This is a genomic window from Agreia bicolorata, assembly GCF_000938265.1.
Taxonomy (GTDB): domain Bacteria; phylum Actinomycetota; class Actinomycetes; order Actinomycetales; family Microbacteriaceae; genus Agreia; species Agreia bicolorata.
Genome location: NZ_JYFC01000004.1, coordinates 210381 through 226736 on the forward strand (window position 1 = coordinate 210381; position 16356 = coordinate 226736).

14 protein-coding genes and 1 riboswitch are annotated in these 16356 nt (G+C 66.5%); of the genes, 6 read left to right on the plus strand and 8 right to left on the minus strand.

Annotated features, from left to right (window positions below):
- Positions 1 to 13: 13 nt before the first annotated feature.
- From TZ00_RS11170 to TZ00_RS11185, 4 genes are all read left to right on the plus strand, one after another.
- Positions 14 to 1471: a D-alanyl-D-alanine carboxypeptidase/D-alanyl-D-alanine-endopeptidase gene (locus tag TZ00_RS11170; protein ID WP_044441763.1), complete on the plus strand. Its 1458-nt coding sequence runs from the start codon at positions 14 to 16 to the stop codon at positions 1469 to 1471.
- Between the two features lie 100 nt (positions 1472 to 1571).
- The gene (locus TZ00_RS11175) at positions 1572 to 2165 is read left to right on the plus strand and encodes an isochorismatase family protein (protein ID WP_044441765.1); all 594 of its coding nucleotides are present in this window, start codon (positions 1572 to 1574) and stop codon (positions 2163 to 2165) included.
- Between the two features lie 2 nt (positions 2166 to 2167).
- Positions 2168 to 4396, plus strand: coding sequence for an MMPL family transporter (locus tag TZ00_RS11180; RefSeq protein ID WP_044441767.1), 2229 nt, complete (start codon positions 2168 to 2170; stop codon positions 4394 to 4396).
- Between the two features lie 21 nt (positions 4397 to 4417).
- Positions 4418 to 5884, plus strand: a complete 1467-nt coding sequence (locus TZ00_RS11185; protein ID WP_044441768.1) for an NAD-dependent succinate-semialdehyde dehydrogenase — start codon at positions 4418 to 4420, stop codon at positions 5882 to 5884.
- 308 nt (positions 5885 to 6192) lie between these two features.
- Here the strand turns inward: TZ00_RS11185 and TZ00_RS11190 are convergent, their stop codons facing one another.
- The 3 genes from TZ00_RS11190 to TZ00_RS11200 form a co-directional block, all read right to left on the minus strand.
- Positions 6193 to 8025, minus strand: a complete 1833-nt coding sequence (locus tag TZ00_RS11190) for an ABC transporter ATP-binding protein (protein WP_044441770.1) — start codon at positions 8023 to 8025, stop codon at positions 6193 to 6195.
- Between the two features lie 107 nt (positions 8026 to 8132).
- Positions 8133 to 8327: a hypothetical protein gene (locus TZ00_RS11195; RefSeq protein WP_044441771.1), complete on the minus strand. Its 195-nt coding sequence runs from the start codon at positions 8325 to 8327 to the stop codon at positions 8133 to 8135.
- 82 nt (positions 8328 to 8409) lie between these two features.
- Complete coding sequence (locus TZ00_RS11200; protein WP_044441773.1) at positions 8410 to 9810, minus strand: MFS transporter; 1401 nt, start codon at positions 9808 to 9810, stop codon at positions 8410 to 8412.
- A 275-nt stretch (positions 9811 to 10085) separates the two neighbouring features.
- Between TZ00_RS11200 and TZ00_RS11205 the strand changes: the two genes are divergently transcribed.
- The gene (locus tag TZ00_RS11205) at positions 10086 to 10901 is read left to right on the plus strand and encodes a ribokinase (protein ID WP_044441774.1); all 816 of its coding nucleotides are present in this window, start codon (positions 10086 to 10088) and stop codon (positions 10899 to 10901) included.
- A 22-nt stretch (positions 10902 to 10923) separates the two neighbouring features.
- Here TZ00_RS11205 and ribH read toward each other — a convergent pair whose 3' ends face one another.
- The 5 genes from ribH to TZ00_RS11230 form a co-directional block, all read right to left on the minus strand.
- A complete protein-coding gene (gene ribH / locus TZ00_RS11210; RefSeq protein ID WP_044441775.1) occupies positions 10924 to 11403 on the minus strand; it encodes a 6,7-dimethyl-8-ribityllumazine synthase in 480 nt (159 codons plus the stop codon).
- The gene (gene ribA / locus TZ00_RS11215) at positions 11400 to 12746 is read right to left on the minus strand and encodes a GTP cyclohydrolase II (protein ID WP_044441776.1); all 1347 of its coding nucleotides are present in this window, start codon (positions 12744 to 12746) and stop codon (positions 11400 to 11402) included. Before ribA ends, ribH begins: the two co-directional genes overlap by 4 nt.
- Positions 12743 to 13354: a riboflavin synthase gene (locus TZ00_RS11220; protein ID WP_044441777.1), complete on the minus strand. Its 612-nt coding sequence runs from the start codon at positions 13352 to 13354 to the stop codon at positions 12743 to 12745. Before TZ00_RS11220 ends, ribA begins: the two co-directional genes overlap by 4 nt.
- 1 nt (position 13355) lies before the next feature.
- On the minus strand, positions 13356 to 14411 hold the full coding sequence (gene ribD / locus TZ00_RS11225; protein WP_044441778.1) for a bifunctional diaminohydroxyphosphoribosylaminopyrimidine deaminase/5-amino-6-(5-phosphoribosylamino)uracil reductase RibD: 1056 nt from the start codon (positions 14409 to 14411) through the stop codon (positions 13356 to 13358).
- Positions 14412 to 14499: 88 nt separating this feature from the next.
- Positions 14500 to 14673, minus strand: a riboswitch (FMN riboswitch).
- Between the two features lie 31 nt (positions 14674 to 14704).
- Complete coding sequence (locus TZ00_RS11230; protein WP_044441779.1) at positions 14705 to 15478, minus strand: polyprenol monophosphomannose synthase; 774 nt, start codon at positions 15476 to 15478, stop codon at positions 14705 to 14707.
- 279 nt (positions 15479 to 15757) lie between these two features.
- Between TZ00_RS11230 and TZ00_RS11235 the strand changes: the two genes are divergently transcribed.
- Positions 15758 to 16288 (plus strand): GtrA family protein, encoded by a 531-nt coding sequence (locus TZ00_RS11235; RefSeq protein WP_044441780.1) that lies wholly within the window; start codon positions 15758 to 15760, stop codon positions 16286 to 16288.
- Positions 16289 to 16356 lie beyond the last annotated feature (68 nt).

A 16356-nucleotide genomic window follows, 5' to 3' on the forward strand; every position in this document is an offset into this window, starting at 1 on the left:
TTAGCATGGAGCGATGTCCGAGACGCCTGTATCGAAGCTGCGGTCCGCGCGGCTGAACGGAATCGTTCGGCGCGCCCGATCGCATCCGCGGGCTTTCGCCGCGACCGCCGCAGCGGCCGCGCTTCTCGTTCTCGGCGGCGGCGGACTCCTGGCGGGAGCCGCGGTCGGCACGCCGAACCCCGAGAATGTCGCCCGACTCTCTACGCTCCCGAGCGCCTCGGCCGCGGCGACCCCGACTGCAGTCCCGACCAAGACCCCGACCGCGCGTCCTGTGCCGGCCGCCGCGCTTCCGGCTCAGCCTGTGCGCACCTGTTCGATCGCCGAGGCGGCATCCGACTCGCGCCTCGGCACGTTCTCTGGCAGCGTGCGCAACGCGACCACCGGCGAGATCCTCTATGACCACGCGGGCGGCACATACTCACGCACGGCGAGCGTCATGAAGGTGCTCACCAGCGCGGCGGCACTGGCCGTGCTCGGCCCCGACTATCGTGCGACCACCACCGTCGTCGCCGGCACGCAGCCCGGCCAGGTCGTGCTGGTGGGCGGCGGAGACATCACCCTGGCCAGCGGATCCTCCAACATCTATCCCGGCGCCGCCAGCATGCTCGATCTCGCCGCGCAGGTGAACGCGTCTCTCGGGGGTGCGCCGGTCACGTCGATCGTTCTCGATTCCTCGGCGTTCTCGGGCGACGCGTGGCAGCCGTCGTGGAACCGCAAGGAGCTGTTCGACGGCTGGTCCTCCGAGGTGACGGCGCTGCAGGTCGACGGCGACCGCGCCGACCCGTCGAGCAGTCAATCGGCCCGCAGCGAAGACCCGATCGGTCGAGCGGGCGCTGCGTTTGCCAGCGCGCTCGGGGCGTCGGGGGTGCCGATCAGCCAGGGCATCGCTCCGGCTGGCGCGGCAACCCTCGGCACGGTGCAGTCGGCGCCGGTGTCGACGATGGTGCAGGACGCCCTTCTTCGCTCCGACAACACCGAGGCAGAGATGCTGGCACGCCTCACTGCAATCGCGCAGGGCTCGGGCAACACGTTCTCGGCGCTCGGCGCATCCACCCCGGCAGCTCTCGCGAGCTACGGTCTCGATACCGCGGGCCTCGTGATCGTCGACGGATCCGGGCTGTCTGACGACAACGGTGTCTCGCCGAACTTCCTCACCGCGCTGTTCACCAAGATCGCGGCTCGTGAGGCAAACCTCGGCATCATCGCCGACGGCCTGCCCGTGGCAGGCGAGAGCGGCACGCTCGCCGGTCGCTTCACCGGCTCGAATTCGGATGCCGCGGGCCAGGTGATCGCGAAGACCGGCTGGATCGACACGGGCTACACCCTGTCGGGCATCATCCACGCTGCCGATGGCTCCGTTCTGACTTTCGCTTTCTTCGCCCTCGACAACGTTTCGGATAGCTCGAAGCAGGCCCTCGACACGATTACGACCGCGGCCTATCGTTGCGGAAACAACCTGTCGAATCAGTGACTCCGTGCTCTAGAATCGATTAGTAAGCTGGCTGACTAATTCGACCGGTGGCATAGGATTCGACGGCATCGCGTCGACGAGCAAGAGAGAGTGAGACGTCATGGGTCGGGCGCTGTTCATCATCGACGTGCAGAACGACTTCACCGAGGGCGGTGCCCTGGGCGTCGAAGGCGGAGAAGCAGTTGCCGCCGGCGTCTCGGCTCTTCTTGCCGAGCACCGTGGCGCCTACGATCTGGTCTTCGCCTCCCGCGACTGGCATGACGCAGACAATGACAACGGCGGCCACTTCGCTACCGATGAGGCTCCAGACTTCGTCGACACCTGGCCGGTGCACTGCGTCGCCGGTACATTCGGAGCTGAGTACCACGACGACCTCACGACCCGGTCGATCGATTTCCACATCCGCAAGGGGCAGGGCAAGCCCGCATACTCGATCTTCGAGGGAACGGCGGAGGAGGGCGGTTCGGTAGTCGAGCTCCTCGAGACGCACGGCATCACGCAGATCGATATCGCCGGACTTGCGACCGACTATTGCGTGCGCGCATCGGCCCTCGATGCCCTGGGTCACGGGCGTGACGTGCGCGTCATCACCGATCTCGTAGCTGGAGTCGCCCCCGAGTCGAGCCGCGAGGCGCTTGCCGAGATGGCGCGCGCGGGTGCCGAGCTGGTGCTCGCCGATCAGATCGAAGGCTAGACGTGCGCGTCCCGCGGTGGCTGAGAATCCTCCTCCCTGCCGCGCTGATTCTCGTGTGGTTGACCGCGGCATCGATCGGCGGCCCGTACTTCGGCCGCATCGACGAGGTGTCGAGTAACGATCAGACCAGCTATCTGCCAGCCAGCGCCGACGCGACCCGCGTCAGCGCACTGCAGAAGCAGTTCACCGACTCCGATGCCATCCCCGCGATCGTTGTGTTCCGCACCGATGACGGAGCCGAGCTCACCGATGAGCAGCGTGCCGACATCCAGAAGCAGATCAACGGTCTCTCATCGGTCGTGGGCGTAGCCGATGGCATCTCGCCGGCGATTCCGTCGCAAGACGAGCAGGCGGTCGAGGTGTTCGTGCCCATCGACGCCTCCGGTGAAGTGCGCGACACCGTCGATTCGATGCGCTCGTTTCTGCTGCGCGAGGGATCGATCGACGGCGTCACGGCGTTCGTCACCGGGCCGGCCGGTTTCACGGCCGACATCGGCGACGCGTTCGCGGGCATCGACGGAATCCTGCTGCTGACGGCCCTGGGCGCCGTCTTTGTGATTCTGTTCATCGTCTACCGCTCGCCGCTGCTGCCCTTCCTAGTGCTCGGTACGTCGCTCTTCGCGCTGACCACGAGCCTTCTCACCGTCTGGTGGCTCGCGAAGGCCGGAGTCTTCACGCTGAACGGGCAGGTGCAGGGCATTCTGTTCATCCTCGTCATCGGCGCGGCCACCGACTACTCGCTGCTCTACGTCTCGCGCTACAAAGAGGCTCTGCGCACTCACGAGAAGCGGTGGGAGGCGACCTGGGCGGCCCTGCGCGTGTCTCTCGAGCCGATCGTCGCCTCGGGCGGAACGGTCATCGCGGGACTTCTCTGCCTGCTCTTCTCCGATCTCAACTCGAATAAGGCGCTCGGCCCTGTCTCGGCGGTCGGCGTGGCCTTCAGCGTGCTCGCGTCGCTCACCCTGCTGCCCGCGCTGCTGCTCGCCTGCGGCCGCGCGTCGTTCTGGCCGCTGCGGCCCACGTACATGGCACCGGATGGGGCGGCCGTGCGCGTCGACGCCGAGCCCGCCCGTCACGGTTTCGCCGCGCACAAGACCGTCCATGGCGCGCCGAAGGGGTTCTGGCCCAAGCTGGAGTCTTTCATCGCGTGGCGACCCAGAGCGATCTGGATCGTGACCACGGTCGTGCTTCTCGCTGCAGGCACGGGTGTGCTGCAGTTGCAGGCCAACGGCGTTCCGCAGAGCGACCTGATCCTCGGTCAGTCCGAGGCGAGAGACGGGCAGGTCGCTCTGGGAGAGCACTTTCCGGGCGGCTCGGGAAGCCCGGCGCTGATCGTCGCGCCCGAGGCGGATCTCGGCGACGTCGCATCCACGATTCTGTCGACCGACGGCGTGACCTCGCTCACGGTGACGAGCGCGAACTCGCCTTCGGGGTCGGCGAACGTCGACAGCGACGGCGTGCTCTCCGCCCCGGGCGGTGCGCAGACGCTCGTCGCGGTCGAGCCCACCGTCGTCGACGGCGATGTGCTCCTTCAGGCCACGCTCTCGGATGCCGCCGACTCGGATGCCGCCAAAGACACCGTGCGCGCGTTGCGTTCTGCTCTGGCCGACGGCTCATCAGGTGCGCTGGTCGGGGGAGTGACCGCCACTGCCATCGATTCGGATACGGCCGGCCTGCACGATCGCAACACGATCATCCCGATCGTGCTGGTCGTCATCCTGCTCATTCTGATGCTGCTCCTGCGGTCGATCCTCGCTCCGGTGCTGCTGATCCTCAGCGTCGTCGTGTCGTTCGCTGCCGCGCTGGGCGTCTCCGCGCTGGTCTTCAACCACCTCTTCCAGTTCCCCGGGGCCGATCCGTCCGTGCCGCTCTACGGCTTCGTCTTTCTCGTGGCCCTCGGCATCGACTACAACATCTTCTTGATGACACGCGTGCGAGAGGAATCGATCGCGCACGGCACGCGTGCGGGCATCCTGCGCGGTCTGACCGTGACCGGCGGGGTCATCACATCGGCAGGAATCGTGCTGGCGGCGACATTCTCGGCACTCGGGGTCATTCCGGTGCTCTTCCTGGCCCAGATCGCATTCATTGTGGCGTTCGGTGTGCTGCTCGACACTCTTCTTGTGCGGTCGCTTCTTGTGCCCGCGCTGGCCTACGATCTGGGCCGAGTCGTGTGGTGGCCGAGTAAGCTGGCGAAGGCGCCTGAGGGCGTCGAAACCACATCTCGCTAGCGCTCAGCAGTACGGAGAATCATGACATCGTCGTCGGAATCCACGCTTCTCGAATCGGTGCCGAATCAGCTCTACATCGGTGGGCATTGGATCGACGCGGAGGGCGGCCGCACCATCGAGGTCGACGACCCGGCCACGGGTCGGTCGATCCGTACGATCGCCGATGCCAGCCCGGCCGACGGCATTCGAGCTCTGGATGCCGCTGTCGCGGCTCAGGCCGAGTGGGCGGGCACGGCACCCCGTGTGCGCGGTGAGATTCTGCGCCGCGCCTTCGACTTGCTGCAGGAACGCAAGGCCGAGTTCGCGCTGCTGATGACGCTCGAGATGGGCAAGCCCCTGGCCGAGGCGGCCGGCGAGGTCGCATACGGAGGGGAGTTTCTTCGCTGGTTCAGTGAGGAGGCCGTGCGCATCTCTGGTCGCTACGGCCAGAACCCCGAAGGAACGGGAACGATGGTCGTGTCGCAGCGGCCGGTCGGCCCGTGCTTCCTGATCACCCCGTGGAACTTCCCCCTCGCCATGGCCACTCGCAAGATCGCTCCCGCTCTGGCGGCCGGCTGCACCGTGGTCGTCAAGCCGGCAGAGCTGACGCCGCTCACGACTCTGTTCTTCGCGAAGCTACTCGAAGACGCCGGCCTGCCCGCCGGCGTGCTCAACGTGATCACCACGTCGACGTCGGGCGCCGTCTCAGAGCCGATCATCTCCGACCCGCGCCTGCGCAAGCTCAGCTTCACCGGCTCGACAGGGGTCGGCCAGAAACTCATCGCCCAGTCGGCCACCAACGTTCTGCGCACCTCGATGGAGCTGGGCGGCAATGCGCCGTTCGTTGTGTTCGACGACGCCGACCTCGACAAGGCCGTCGACGGCGCCATGCTCGCCAAATTCCGCAACATCGGCCAGGCATGCACGGCCGCCAACCGCTTCATCGTGCACGAGAAGGTGGCTGACGAGTTCGCCCGGCGCATCGCCGAGCGCGTGAAGAGCCTGGCGATCGGTCGCGGCACTGAGCAGGGCATCGACATCGGCCCGCTGATCAACGACAAGGCCGTCGACAAGGCCGACGACCTTGTTCAGGACGCCGTGTCGCGAGGTGCTCAGCTGGTCGCCGGAGGAAAGCGTATCGACGGCCCGGGCAGCTTCTACGAACCCACCGTCGTGTCCGGCGTCGTCGCGGGCAGTGACATCCTGCGCGAGGAGATCTTCGGGCCCGTCGTGTCGATCGTGACGTTCGCCGACGAAGACGAGGGTGTGCGGCTCGCCAACGACACCCAGTACGGCCTCGTGAGCTATGTGTTCACCGCAGACCTGGCTCGCGGTCAGCGCATGATCGAGCGCCTCGAGACCGGAATGATGGGCCTCAATGTCGGTGTCGTCTCAAACGCGGCGGCACCGTTCGGCGGTGTGAAGCAGTCGGGTCTGGGTCGTGAGGGCGGACTCGAGGGAATCCACGAGTACCTGTCGACGAAGTACACGCTCATCCCGAACAGCTAGAGCCCGTTCCCTGAGCTTGTCGAAGGGAACCCCGATGGGCGGATTTCCCATCGGCGGGATGGGCGGAGATCCGTTCAATCGGCGCCATATTCGCCTCGGATGTGCCCTTCTCCGCCCGTTCCTCCCTGGGCGCTGATCCAGTGACGATAGGTGCGGAACGCAGCCGTTGCTAAATGAGGACAGGCTGCTAGGGCAGAACAGTCCGGGCGATTCAGCCCCGGATTTCCGCGCCTCGGCGCGAGGTGGAACGAAGTTGTCCTCAGTAGGCCGTCGGACTCGTCGACCACATCGTGCTCCTCGAGACCCGCTCAGACCAGCAGCTGGTGCTTCGCGAGGTCTTTGTACAGCGGTGTCGACACGACGAGTTCCGAGTGCGTACCCACGCCGACCACGCGGCCGTGCTCGAGCACCACGATCTGGTCGGAGTCGACGACGGTCGAGAGCCGGTGCGCGATCACGATGAGCGTGCGGTTCTCCGCCACGGCGTCGATGGCCTCGCGCAGCATCTGCTCGTTCAGCCCGTCGAGGCTCGACGTCGACTCGTCGAGCAGCAGGATGGGCGGGGCCGCGAGCAGGGCCCGGGCGATGGCCAGCCGCTGTCGTTCTCCCCCCGACAGCATCACGCCGTCTTCGCCCACGGCGGCGTCGAGGCCCTTGTCGTTGCGATCGAGCACCTCGCCGAGGTTCACGGCGTGCAGCACCTCGATGCACTGCTCATCGGTCGCGTCGGGGGAGGCGAGCAGCAGGTTCTGCCGAATCGTTCCGGCGAGCACCGGCGCGTCCTGCTCGACGTAGCCGATCTGCGACCGTAGCGTCTCGCGGTCGATCGCCTTGAGGTCGATTCCGCCGAGGCGCACGGTTCCCGAGGTCGGATCGTAGAAGCGCTCGATGAGCGCCAGCATGGTGCTCTTGCCGGCTCCCGACGGGCCGACCAGCGCCGTGCGCTGACCCTGGCGGGCCGCGAAGCTCACGCCGTGCAGAACGCCGGATGCCATGGGTCCGCCCGCGGGCACGTCCGCGTCGTCGACAGGTGCTCCGGCATACGCGAAGTGCACGTCGTCGAACTCGAGCGCGACACCGTCGGATGCGAGGGGAGGCGCCGCGGTGCGCGCGATCTCGGCGTCGAACTGCGTCTCGACGGGAAGGTCGATGATCTCCTGGATGCGGCCGAGGGCGCCAAGCGCCTGGTTCACGGAGTTGAGCGCCCCGAACGCCTGGCCAAGCGGCATGATCATCATGAAGAGAAAGAGGATGAACGAGATCAGGTTGGCGATGGTGATCGAGCCGTCCGCGACGCGGAACCCGCCCACGCCGAGCACGACCAGCAGCGACACCTGCAGGGCGATGCCGGCGATGGGCACGACCAGGGCCGAGATCTTCGCGACTCGCACTCCCATGTCGAACGCGCCCCGCGCATCCGTTTCGATGGCCGCGATCTCGCGGTCGGTGGCATTGGATGCGCGCACGGTGCGGATCGCGCCGAGCGAGCGCTCGACCGATGCCGCGAGGTCGCCGACCTTCTCCTGCTGCTTGCGGCTCGCGGTGCGCACGCGGCCCGAGATGAGGACGACCGTGACGACGGAGACGGCGATGACAGCGACGGTGAGGCCGAGCAGCACGGGATCGATGATGAGCATGGCGATCAGGGCGCCGAAGAAGACGAGCGAGCCGCCGATGGCGTCGACGAGACCCTGGGTGATGACGGCGTAGAGAAGCGTGGTGTCGCTGCCGACGCGGCTCACGAGGTCGCCGGTTCTGCGCACGTCGAACTCGCGGATCGGAAGGCGCAGCATGCGGCGCACCAGTTGGCGGCGGGCCGACAGTACGACAGCCGTGCCTGTGCGCTGCAGCAGATAGTGCTGGAATCCGCTGATGAGACCCGACACGACCACGAGGGCGACGAGAGCCGCGACGAGGGTGCCGAGAGGGTCTCCCGCCTGAACCACGGTGATGACCTGGCTCACCAGCAGGGGCTGGGCGAGGCTGGCCGCCGCACCGAGGATACTGAGCACGATGACCACGGCGAGGATAGGCCGATGTTCTGCGAGGTAGGGCAGCAGCTGGCTGAACCGGGCTCGGGGGCCGTCGTCAGGCTTCGGCGATCGGCCCAGTCGGCGTCGTGGCTGTGTACTCGTGCTCATTCGAAACTCTCTGATGCGTGAAGCGGGGCAAACGAATCCGCGCGACATCGACGGAATCGGTCGCGGTGTTCTTCAGTAATTGTGCACCGCGCTCGGTGCGCGCAAGGTCACTGCACGGTGACGACGACCGACGAATCATCGATTAGCGGGGCCGGAGTCGAGACCGGGGGAGCGAGGAGAAGAGCAGCAAGCATCAGACCGCCGAGGCCGGATGCGAGGAGCCAGGTGAGAACGGCGCGATGCGGCTCGGCGCCCCGCCACGGGCCGGCGTGCTGCCACGGCGTGCCCGGATGAGTCGACATGGTCGAACCATACGCCGCGAGCCTGCGAACTGCCGCACAGTGACGGTGGTTCGCAGGCTCGCGGATGCGCTTGGTTGCGGGGTCAGGAGACGTTCGCCTCGTAGTCGACGTCTTTCGTCTCCTTGCTGAGAAGGAGGGCGATGAGCGTGATCACGGCTGCGGCGCTGAGGTAGAGACCGACAAGCCATGTGCTGCCGCCTGCGAGGGTCCATAGGTAGACAGCGATGAATGGCGCGACAGCGGCACCGAGGATGCTCGCGACGTTGTAGCTGATCGCTGATCCGGTGTAGCGGACGTTGGTCGGGAAGAGCTCGGGCAGCACGGAACCCATCGGTCCGAAGGTGAGTCCCATGAGGGTGAAGCCGATGATGAGCAGCGCCATCACGCCCACGAATCCGCCTCCGAAGAGTGGCACGAAGAGCAGGCCGAACACGATGATGCCGATGGTCACCCAGATGAGCGTCTTGCGGCGTCCGAACTTCTCGGCGAGTGGCCCGGCGACCAGGGTGAAGACTCCGAAGAACACGACGCCGATGATGAGCATCACGAGGAAGTCGTTTCGCGGGTAACCGAGTCCGGCGACGAACGCGTCTGCTGAGAACGGCTTGCCTGCCTTCTCAGCGGCAGCCTTGCCGGCCTCGACCGTCGACGGCGTGGTGCCGAACGTGAGGGTGAAGGTGGTCATCAGGTAGAACAGCACGTAGGTGGCGAGCATGATGAACGTGCCGAGAATGAGCGGCCGCCAACTGGTCTTGAACACGCGTGCCAGTGGAAGCTTGGCGACCTCGCCCTTCTCGACGACCTTCTGGAAGGCCGGCGTCTCGATGAGTTTGAACCGCACGTAGAGGCCGACCGCGACGAGCAGTGCGCTGCCGAGGAACGGGATGCGCCAGCCCCACGCTGCGAAGTCCTCGGGACTCAGACCGAGCGAGAGCCACAGGAACACACCGTTGGCGACGATGAATCCGATGGGCGCACCCAGCTGGGGGAACGTGCCGTAGATGGCGCGTTTGCCCTTCGGCGCGTTCTCGGTCGCCAGCAGTGCAGCGCCGCTCCACTCGCCGCCGAGGCCGAGACCCTGGCAGAAACGCAGAATGACGAGGAAAGTCGGGGCGAGCACGATCCAGCCGTCGACGCTCGCGGTCGGCAGACATCCGATGAGAACCGTGGCGATTCCCATCGTGAGCAGTGAGGCGACCAGGGTGCCCTTGCGGCCGATCCTGTCACCGAAGTGGCCGAAGATGATCGAGCCGATCGGGCGCGCGACGAATGCGGCGCCGAACGCGGCGAAGGAACTCAGCAGCGCGGTTGTGTCGTCGGCATTAGGAAAGAAGAGCTTCGGGAAGACCAGAACGGCCGCTGTCGCGTAGACGTAGAAGTCGTAGAACTCGATCGACGTGCCGATGAGGCTGGCGAGGACGACGCGCGAGCGCGGATTGGTCTTGGGAGCGGGCGCGGTTGCGGCCGGGGCTGCGGATGACATGGGGGCTTTCGGTGAGTGTGTCGAGTGTCGACGAGAGGGGACACAGGTGCGCTGCTCGATAGACCGGCGTTGTTCGTCGGGCCTCGCGAGGCGTCATCGGTGCGGTGGGAACAAGATCGGCCCGGGTTCTGAGCCCTGGCTATTTTAGGTTGTTTCTCAGCAACGGGTGCCGACTCGTGCCGCGGCACCTCCATCGGTCGCTCTCGGAGTGGGCCTACGGCTCGCCTAGGATTGTGCCGGGCACGCCACCGGAGGCCGCCCAGGATGGATCGACAATGCCCCGCGTCTACGTCGTCGGCTCGCTCAACATCGACTCGGTGGTCGAGGTGGAGCGGCATCCACTGCCCGGAGAGACGTTGATGGGCGGCGATGTAGCCACCTTCTTCGGCGGCAAGGGCGCCAACCAGGCGGTCGCGGCGGCCGCTGCCGGTGCCGACGTGCTGTTCATCGGACGTGTCGGCGACGACTCTGGCGGCCACGACTACATCGACCGGCTCCGCGCTCGCGGCATAGATGCCAGCGGGGTCACGGTGACGCCCGGGTCGTCCACGGGTCACGCGATGATCGCTCTGGATGCCCGGGCCGAGAACACCATCATCGTGTCGCCCGGGGCGAACGCGCGTCTCGGCACAGCCGATCTAGGGCCGCTCGAGGGCATGCAGCCGGGTGATGTGCTGCTCGCGCCGCTGGAATCCGACCTCGACGTGATCGCCGAGGCCGCTCGAATGGCCCGATCGCGCGGAGCTCGCGTCGTGCTGAACCTCGCACCGTTCGCCGAGCTTCCCGCCGACATTCTCGCGCTGGCAGACCCCGTGGTGGTCAACGAGCATGAGGCGCAGCAGCTCGAGCGCTCCGGCCTGTCGCCGCAGTCGCTGCTGGTGACCCTCGGCTCTGCAGGTTCGCGCTGGGGCTCGATCGACGTCGAGGCCGCGCGTGTCGAGAACGTCGTCGACACCACGGGTGCAGGAGACAGCTACTGCGGCACGCTCGCCGCCGGCCTGGCAGCGGGTCTGGATGCGCGGGCCGCGATGCAGGCCGCGAGCGACGCGGCGGGTCGCGCCGTCGCCTGGGTCGGCGCCCAGGCCGACTGATCGGCCGCGTCGGCTAGCGGTCTCAGGCGCGCAACTGCATGATCGTCTGGATCGCGCGAGCCGTGGCGATCGCGGCTTCGGCCGCCTCTGCGCCCTTGTCCTCCTTCGAATCGGGCAGCCCGGCTCGGTCGAGTCCCTGCTGCTCGTCGTCGAGGGTGAGAACGCCGAATCCGACGGGCTTTCCCGTCTGGATGCTGACGTGCGTGAGGCCGGAGGTCGCGGCATCCGACACGTATTCGAAGTGCGGCGTGCCGCCGCGGATGATCACGCCGAGCGCCACGACCGCGTCGGCCCCGGCCTCGAGAGCCGCCTTCGCCACGACGGGCAGCTCGAAGCTGCCCGGCACGCGGATCTCGGTGACCTCGGCTCCGGATGCGTCGAGCACGCGATGCGCGCCGGCCAGCAGGCCATTCGTGATCGTCTCGTGCCACATACCGGCCACGATCGTGATCTTGAGGCCGCTGCCGTCGATGTTCAAAGTGGGGGATCCTGCACCGCTCATGATGAGGGCCTTTCGTCGGGGGTGGTGGGGTTCGTGCGGGTTTCGGTAATCCATGCGGGGATGACATGGCCCATTCGGGCGGCTTTTGCCGAGAGGTATCCGGCGTTCGCGGCGTCGACGCCGACGATGAGGGGTACCCGTTCCGAGACGGTCACCCCATGCTGCTCGAGCTGGCTGACTTTGTCGGGATTGTTCGTCAGCAGTCGAATCGATTGCAGTCCGAGGTCTTCAAGGATCGCAACGGCCGCCCCGTAGTCTCGTGCATCGGCCGGCAGACCGAGCGCGAGGTTCGCATCGAGCGTGTCGAGCCCGTCTTCCTGAAGCCGGTACGCCCGTAGCTTGTTGAGCAGGCCGATACCTCGACCCTCGTGGCCGCGGAGGTAGATGACCGCTCCTCCGGTGGCGTGCACCTGATCCAGGGCCTCCTGAAGCTGAGGCCCGCATTCGCATTTCAGCGAACCGAACGCCTCTCCGGTGAGGCATTCGGAATGGATCCGCACGACAGAGGACTCTGCCGCCGGATCGCCCGAGATCAGGGCGAGATGCTCGTACCCCGTGGTGGTGTCGTGATAGGCCCTGATACGGAAATCGCCGTGAACGGTGGGAACTGTCGTCTCGACTTCGAAAGTGACGCGTAGAGGTTTGGCGGAGGCCTCGGGGGCGGCCACGATGGCTTCGGGCGCCGTGCCGACGAGCCGAGCCGCGGCATCCACACCGTCGAGATACTCGATGAGAGCGGCGATCGTCGTGACCGGCAGCCCCGCCTCCGCGCCGAGGGTGAGGAGACCGGGGAGCCTCATCATCTCTCCGTCGTCGGCGACGATCTCGCCGATGACCCCCACCGGCGTGAGGCCTGCGAGCGTGAGCAGGTCGACGGTCGCTTCAGTATGACCCGGGCGCACGCGCACACCGCCGGAGACGGCGCGCACCGGCAGAACGTGCCCGGGCCGGATGAAGCTCTGCGGAGTCGATTCCGGATCGGCCAGGCGGCGGAAGGTCTCGGCCCTGTCGGATGCGCTGATTCCTGTCGTGATGCCCGACGACGCATCGACGGTCACGGTGTAGTCGGTGCGCAACGAGTCCTCATTGCGCTCGACCATGCCCGGCAGCCCGAGACGGTCGCTCGTCTCCCGGGTCATCGGCGCGCACAGGAAGCCCGAGGTGTGCCGTACCATCCAGGCGATCCACTCAGGGCTTGCGAGCTCGGCCGCGAGGATCGCGTCGCCCTCGTTTTCGCGATTCTCGGCATCGGCGACGATTACGGGGCGCCCCGACCTCAGGGCGTCGAGCACGTCTGGCATCGGAGAGAGGGGTGTGGCCACGGCCGAGAGCGCTGCGCTCATGAGCGTGCTCCGAACGCCAGGAGCCGCTCCACGTGTCTGGCGAGGATGTCGGTCTCGATGTTCGCCCGATCGCCGGGCGCAAGCGTTCCGAGGGTCGTCGCCGACAGTGTTTCGGGAATGAGCGAGACTTCGAACCACTCGCCTTCGTCGCCGCGGCCGATCGACGACACGGTGAGGGAGACTCCCGAGATGGCGATCGATCCCTTGTCGACGACGAGGCGCGCGAGGTCGTCGGGAAGGCTGAAGCGCAGCACGCTCCACGCCTCTCCTGGAGAGACCGAGACGACGGTCGCCGTGCCGTCGATGTGCCCCTGCACGATGTGGCCGCCGAGCCTGTCGCCGACCAGCGCGGCACGCTCGAGGTTGACCTCGGCCCCTGAGACCAGCGAGCCGATCGTCGACATCGCCAGCGTCTGGGCCATCACATCTGCGGTGAAGGTGTCCTCCGAGCGATCCACGACGGTGAGGCATACCCCGTTCACCGAGATGGAGTCGCCGTGCCGGGCATCCGACACCGACAGGGGGCCGCGAACGGTCAGCCGAAGCGCGTCATGCGAAGAAACGACGTCGATGACGGTTCCGCGCTCTTGGATGATTCCGGTGAACATGTCAGTCGTCTTCTTTCGTGGTGTGCATGTGGTTCATGGTGAGGGGTCTGGCGACGAGCAGAACGTCGTCGCCGAGCAGCTCGACGTGGTCGAAGCGCATCCGGGCCTGCTCCGAGATGGTGCTCACGCCGATGTCGGTGATGGCGGTCAGCGGCCCGCCCAGCACGGTGGGAGCGACATAAACGAGTACCTCGTCGGCCAGCCCGGCGGCGAGAAATGCGCTCGCAACGGTCGGTCCTCCTTCGACGAAGACGTGGCGCACGTCGCGCGTGGCGAGGACCTCGAGCAGGCCTGGCAGGTCGCGACTCGGATACTCGATAACACCGGCCGGATGCGCGAGGACGCGCGAGTCGCGCGGCACGGATCGGCGGCCGACGATCACGGGAATCGGCTGTTCCGGGAGCTCTCGGCCGTCGGCGTCCCGCGCCGTCAGACTGGGGTCGTCTGCAATGACTGTGCCCGTGCCGGCGACGATTGCTCCGGCCTCTGCACGACGGCGGTGCACGTCGGCCCGAGCGGACGGCCCGGTGATCCAACGGCTGGTGCCGTCAGCGGCCGCCACGCGGCCGTCGAGGCTGGATGCCCACTTGACCGTCACGAATGGAGTGCCGCGGCGCATCGCAGTGAGCCACGGGCGAATGTTCTCTTCGCCCTCGTTGACGAGAAGCCCTGCTTCGACGTCGATCCCGGCCTCCCTCAGCCGCTCTGCGCCGCCCGACGACGACGCTCCCGGGTCGGCGACCGAGTAGACGACGCGGCTGACGCCGGCGTCGATGAGCGCCTCGCTGCACGGCCCGGTGGTGCCGGTGTGGTTGCACGGCTCGAGCGTGACGACAGCCGTGGCGCCGATGGCAAGAGACCGATCCGTGAGGGCGCTGAGCGCTGCGACCTCGGCGTGATCCGTGCCCCGGCCGCGGTGCCAGCCTTCGGCGATGACGCGGCCCGACGCATCCAGAATCACACAGCCGACGCGCGGATTAGCGCCGTTGGCGGGTCCTCGCCGCGAGAACTCGATGGCGCGACGCATCGCGTCGGCCTCGTGTCTCTGGCTGGTCATCCGGTCTCCGTCTAGTTGACGCATTCCGGGGCCCGTCATTCGACGAGTTCGCATGATGCAGCCGCGCGAGGGCGAGAAACTGCAGGTGCGCGTGCATCCTCTCATCCGGACTTTGGAGGCGAAGAATCTCGCCTCGTTACCGTCGGTCCTGGAGTTTCACCAGGTCAACCGCAGGGTGTTCGTTCTCGAGGTGAGAACGCGTCGTCTGCGGCTCGCGGACTATAACCGCCGGTTCGGAATTCCACCGACCCCGGAGCACGTAGTGCAAAAGCTCGACCTGCCTTGCGGCGAGGTCACTTACTACTTATACCCCCAACGCCGGGGCGTCGCGAATATTCCATGTCGCCACGTGACGAGCCGAAGCGGTCGGTGAGGCCCCACGAGGTGACTTTGAGGAGCGCCTCGATGACGATCGCGGAGCTCATCTTCGAGGCGCCCTCGACTCGCTCGACGAAGGTGATCGGGAACTCTCGAACGTCTCCGCCGGTCTTCTCGATGAGCCAGGCCATCTCGATCTGAAAGCAGTAACCCTGGCTGGCGACGCTGTCGAAGTCGATCTTTCGTAGGGTCTCGACTCGGAATCCGCGGAACCCCGAGGTGATGTCGTGCAGTCTCGATCGAAGCAGAATGCGCGCGTACACGGTGCCTCCGCGTGAGATGAGGCGTCGGTACAGGGGCCAATTGCGGGTCTTGCCGCCCGGAATCCAGCGGGCTCCGATCGACAGGTCTGCTCCACGCTCGAGTTGCGCGATCATCAAGGGCAGTTCTTCGGGTTGGTGCGAACCGTCGGCGTCCATCTCGATGATGAAGTCGACATCGTGATCTTCGGCCCAGCGGAACCCGGCGATGTACGCGGCTCCGAGACCGTTCTTCTCAGAGCGATGCATCACGCTCACGCGGTCGTCGCGTGCGGCGATCTCGTCGGCGAGGCGCCCGGTGCCGTCGGGACTGTTGTCATCGACGACGAGGATGCGGGTGGTCGGCACGGCGCGTAGCGTGCGATCGATCGCCTCGGGCAGGGCGCGCAGCTCGTTGTACGTCGGGATGACGACAAGGGTGGATGACATGGGGTGCCTCTCTGACAAAACCGTACGGCAGCCGATCGCGGCTGGAGCAGTGGTCACTCTAGGGGGCAGTACCGCCGAGAAAGCTGGGCGTTGCCTGGTGTTCTGTTGAGTGCGGCGAGGTGCATGGCCCAACAGGTGTCGCGGAGATGGACTCTGTGTGAACGCAGGGTCAAGCCTGGGCTGGTTCACAGTATTGACTGGGCCGCCGTTGCTAACCTCGAAGAGAATTCGACAGCGCCGTTGATCCACCCCAATTCTCCTTTTGCGTTTGGAACACCCATGGCTTCGATCGACCTGCTCGGCTTCGTGCCTTCGCGCTACCGCAAGATCGTGCTCGAACTCGTGCAGTTCGGCATGGTCGGCGGACTCGGATTCGTCGTTCAGGTCTCTGTGTTCAATGGTCTGCGTTCCACGGTGTTTTCGCCCACGGTTATCCACCTTGGGCCGATCTTCGCGATGCTGGTCTCGACACTGCTCGCCATCGTCGTCAACTGGCTCGGCAACCGCTACTGGACTTTCCGTTCGAAGCGGCAGACGAAGATCGTGCGCGAGAGCGTCGAGTTCTTTGCGGTCAGTGTTGTCGGCATGATGATCGGCCTCGGATGCCTCTGGTTCTCGCACTACGTGCTCGGGTTCCGCACCGTGCTGGCCGACAATATCTCGGGCAACGTCATCGGCCTGGTGCTCGGCGCGGCATTCCGCTTCGTCCTGTACCGGTTCTGGGTCTTCAATGCCTCGCGCTCGCTCGACACCGTCTCGGTCACCGCTCCCGTCGCCGTTGTCTCCGAGACCGCAACTCGCTCCTCCTGACCCGGTCGCATCTCCGCGCTTTCGGCGCACCGGTTGACCAATTTGCGTGTACAGTGAAGCCGTTCGAC

Bases quoted from the DNA above. Each gene is read 5' to 3' on its own strand.
- TZ00_RS11190 (WP_044441770.1), bottom strand. From the start codon at position 8,025: ATGAGCACGAGTACACAGCCACGACGCCGACTGGGCCGATCGCCGAAG.
- TZ00_RS11175 (WP_044441765.1), top strand. From the start codon at position 1,572: ATGGGTCGGGCGCTGTTCATCATCGACGTGCAGAACGACTTCACCGAG.
- TZ00_RS11235 (WP_044441780.1), top strand. From the start codon at position 15,758: ATGGCTTCGATCGACCTGCTCGGCTTCGTGCCTTCGCGCTACCGCAAG.
- ribH (WP_044441775.1), bottom strand. From the start codon at position 11,403: ATGAGCGGTGCAGGATCCCCCACTTTGAACATCGACGGCAGCGGCCTC.
- TZ00_RS11220 (WP_044441777.1), bottom strand. From the start codon at position 13,354: ATGTTCACCGGAATCATCCAAGAGCGCGGAACCGTCATCGACGTCGTT.
- TZ00_RS11230 (WP_044441779.1), bottom strand. From the start codon at position 15,478: ATGTCATCCACCCTTGTCGTCATCCCGACGTACAACGAGCTGCGCGCC.
- TZ00_RS11205 (WP_044441774.1), top strand. From the start codon at position 10,086: ATGCCCCGCGTCTACGTCGTCGGCTCGCTCAACATCGACTCGGTGGTC.
- TZ00_RS11200 (WP_044441773.1), bottom strand. From the start codon at position 9,810: ATGTCATCCGCAGCCCCGGCCGCAACCGCGCCCGCTCCCAAGACCAAT.
- TZ00_RS11195 (WP_044441771.1), bottom strand. From the start codon at position 8,327: ATGTCGACTCATCCGGGCACGCCGTGGCAGCACGCCGGCCCGTGGCGG.
- ribA (WP_044441776.1), bottom strand. From the start codon at position 12,746: ATGAGCGCAGCGCTCTCGGCCGTGGCCACACCCCTCTCTCCGATGCCA.
- ribD (WP_044441778.1), bottom strand. From the start codon at position 14,411: ATGACCAGCCAGAGACACGAGGCCGACGCGATGCGTCGCGCCATCGAG.
- TZ00_RS11185 (WP_044441768.1), top strand. From the start codon at position 4,418: ATGACATCGTCGTCGGAATCCACGCTTCTCGAATCGGTGCCGAATCAG.
- TZ00_RS11170 (WP_044441763.1), top strand. From the start codon at position 14: ATGTCCGAGACGCCTGTATCGAAGCTGCGGTCCGCGCGGCTGAACGGA.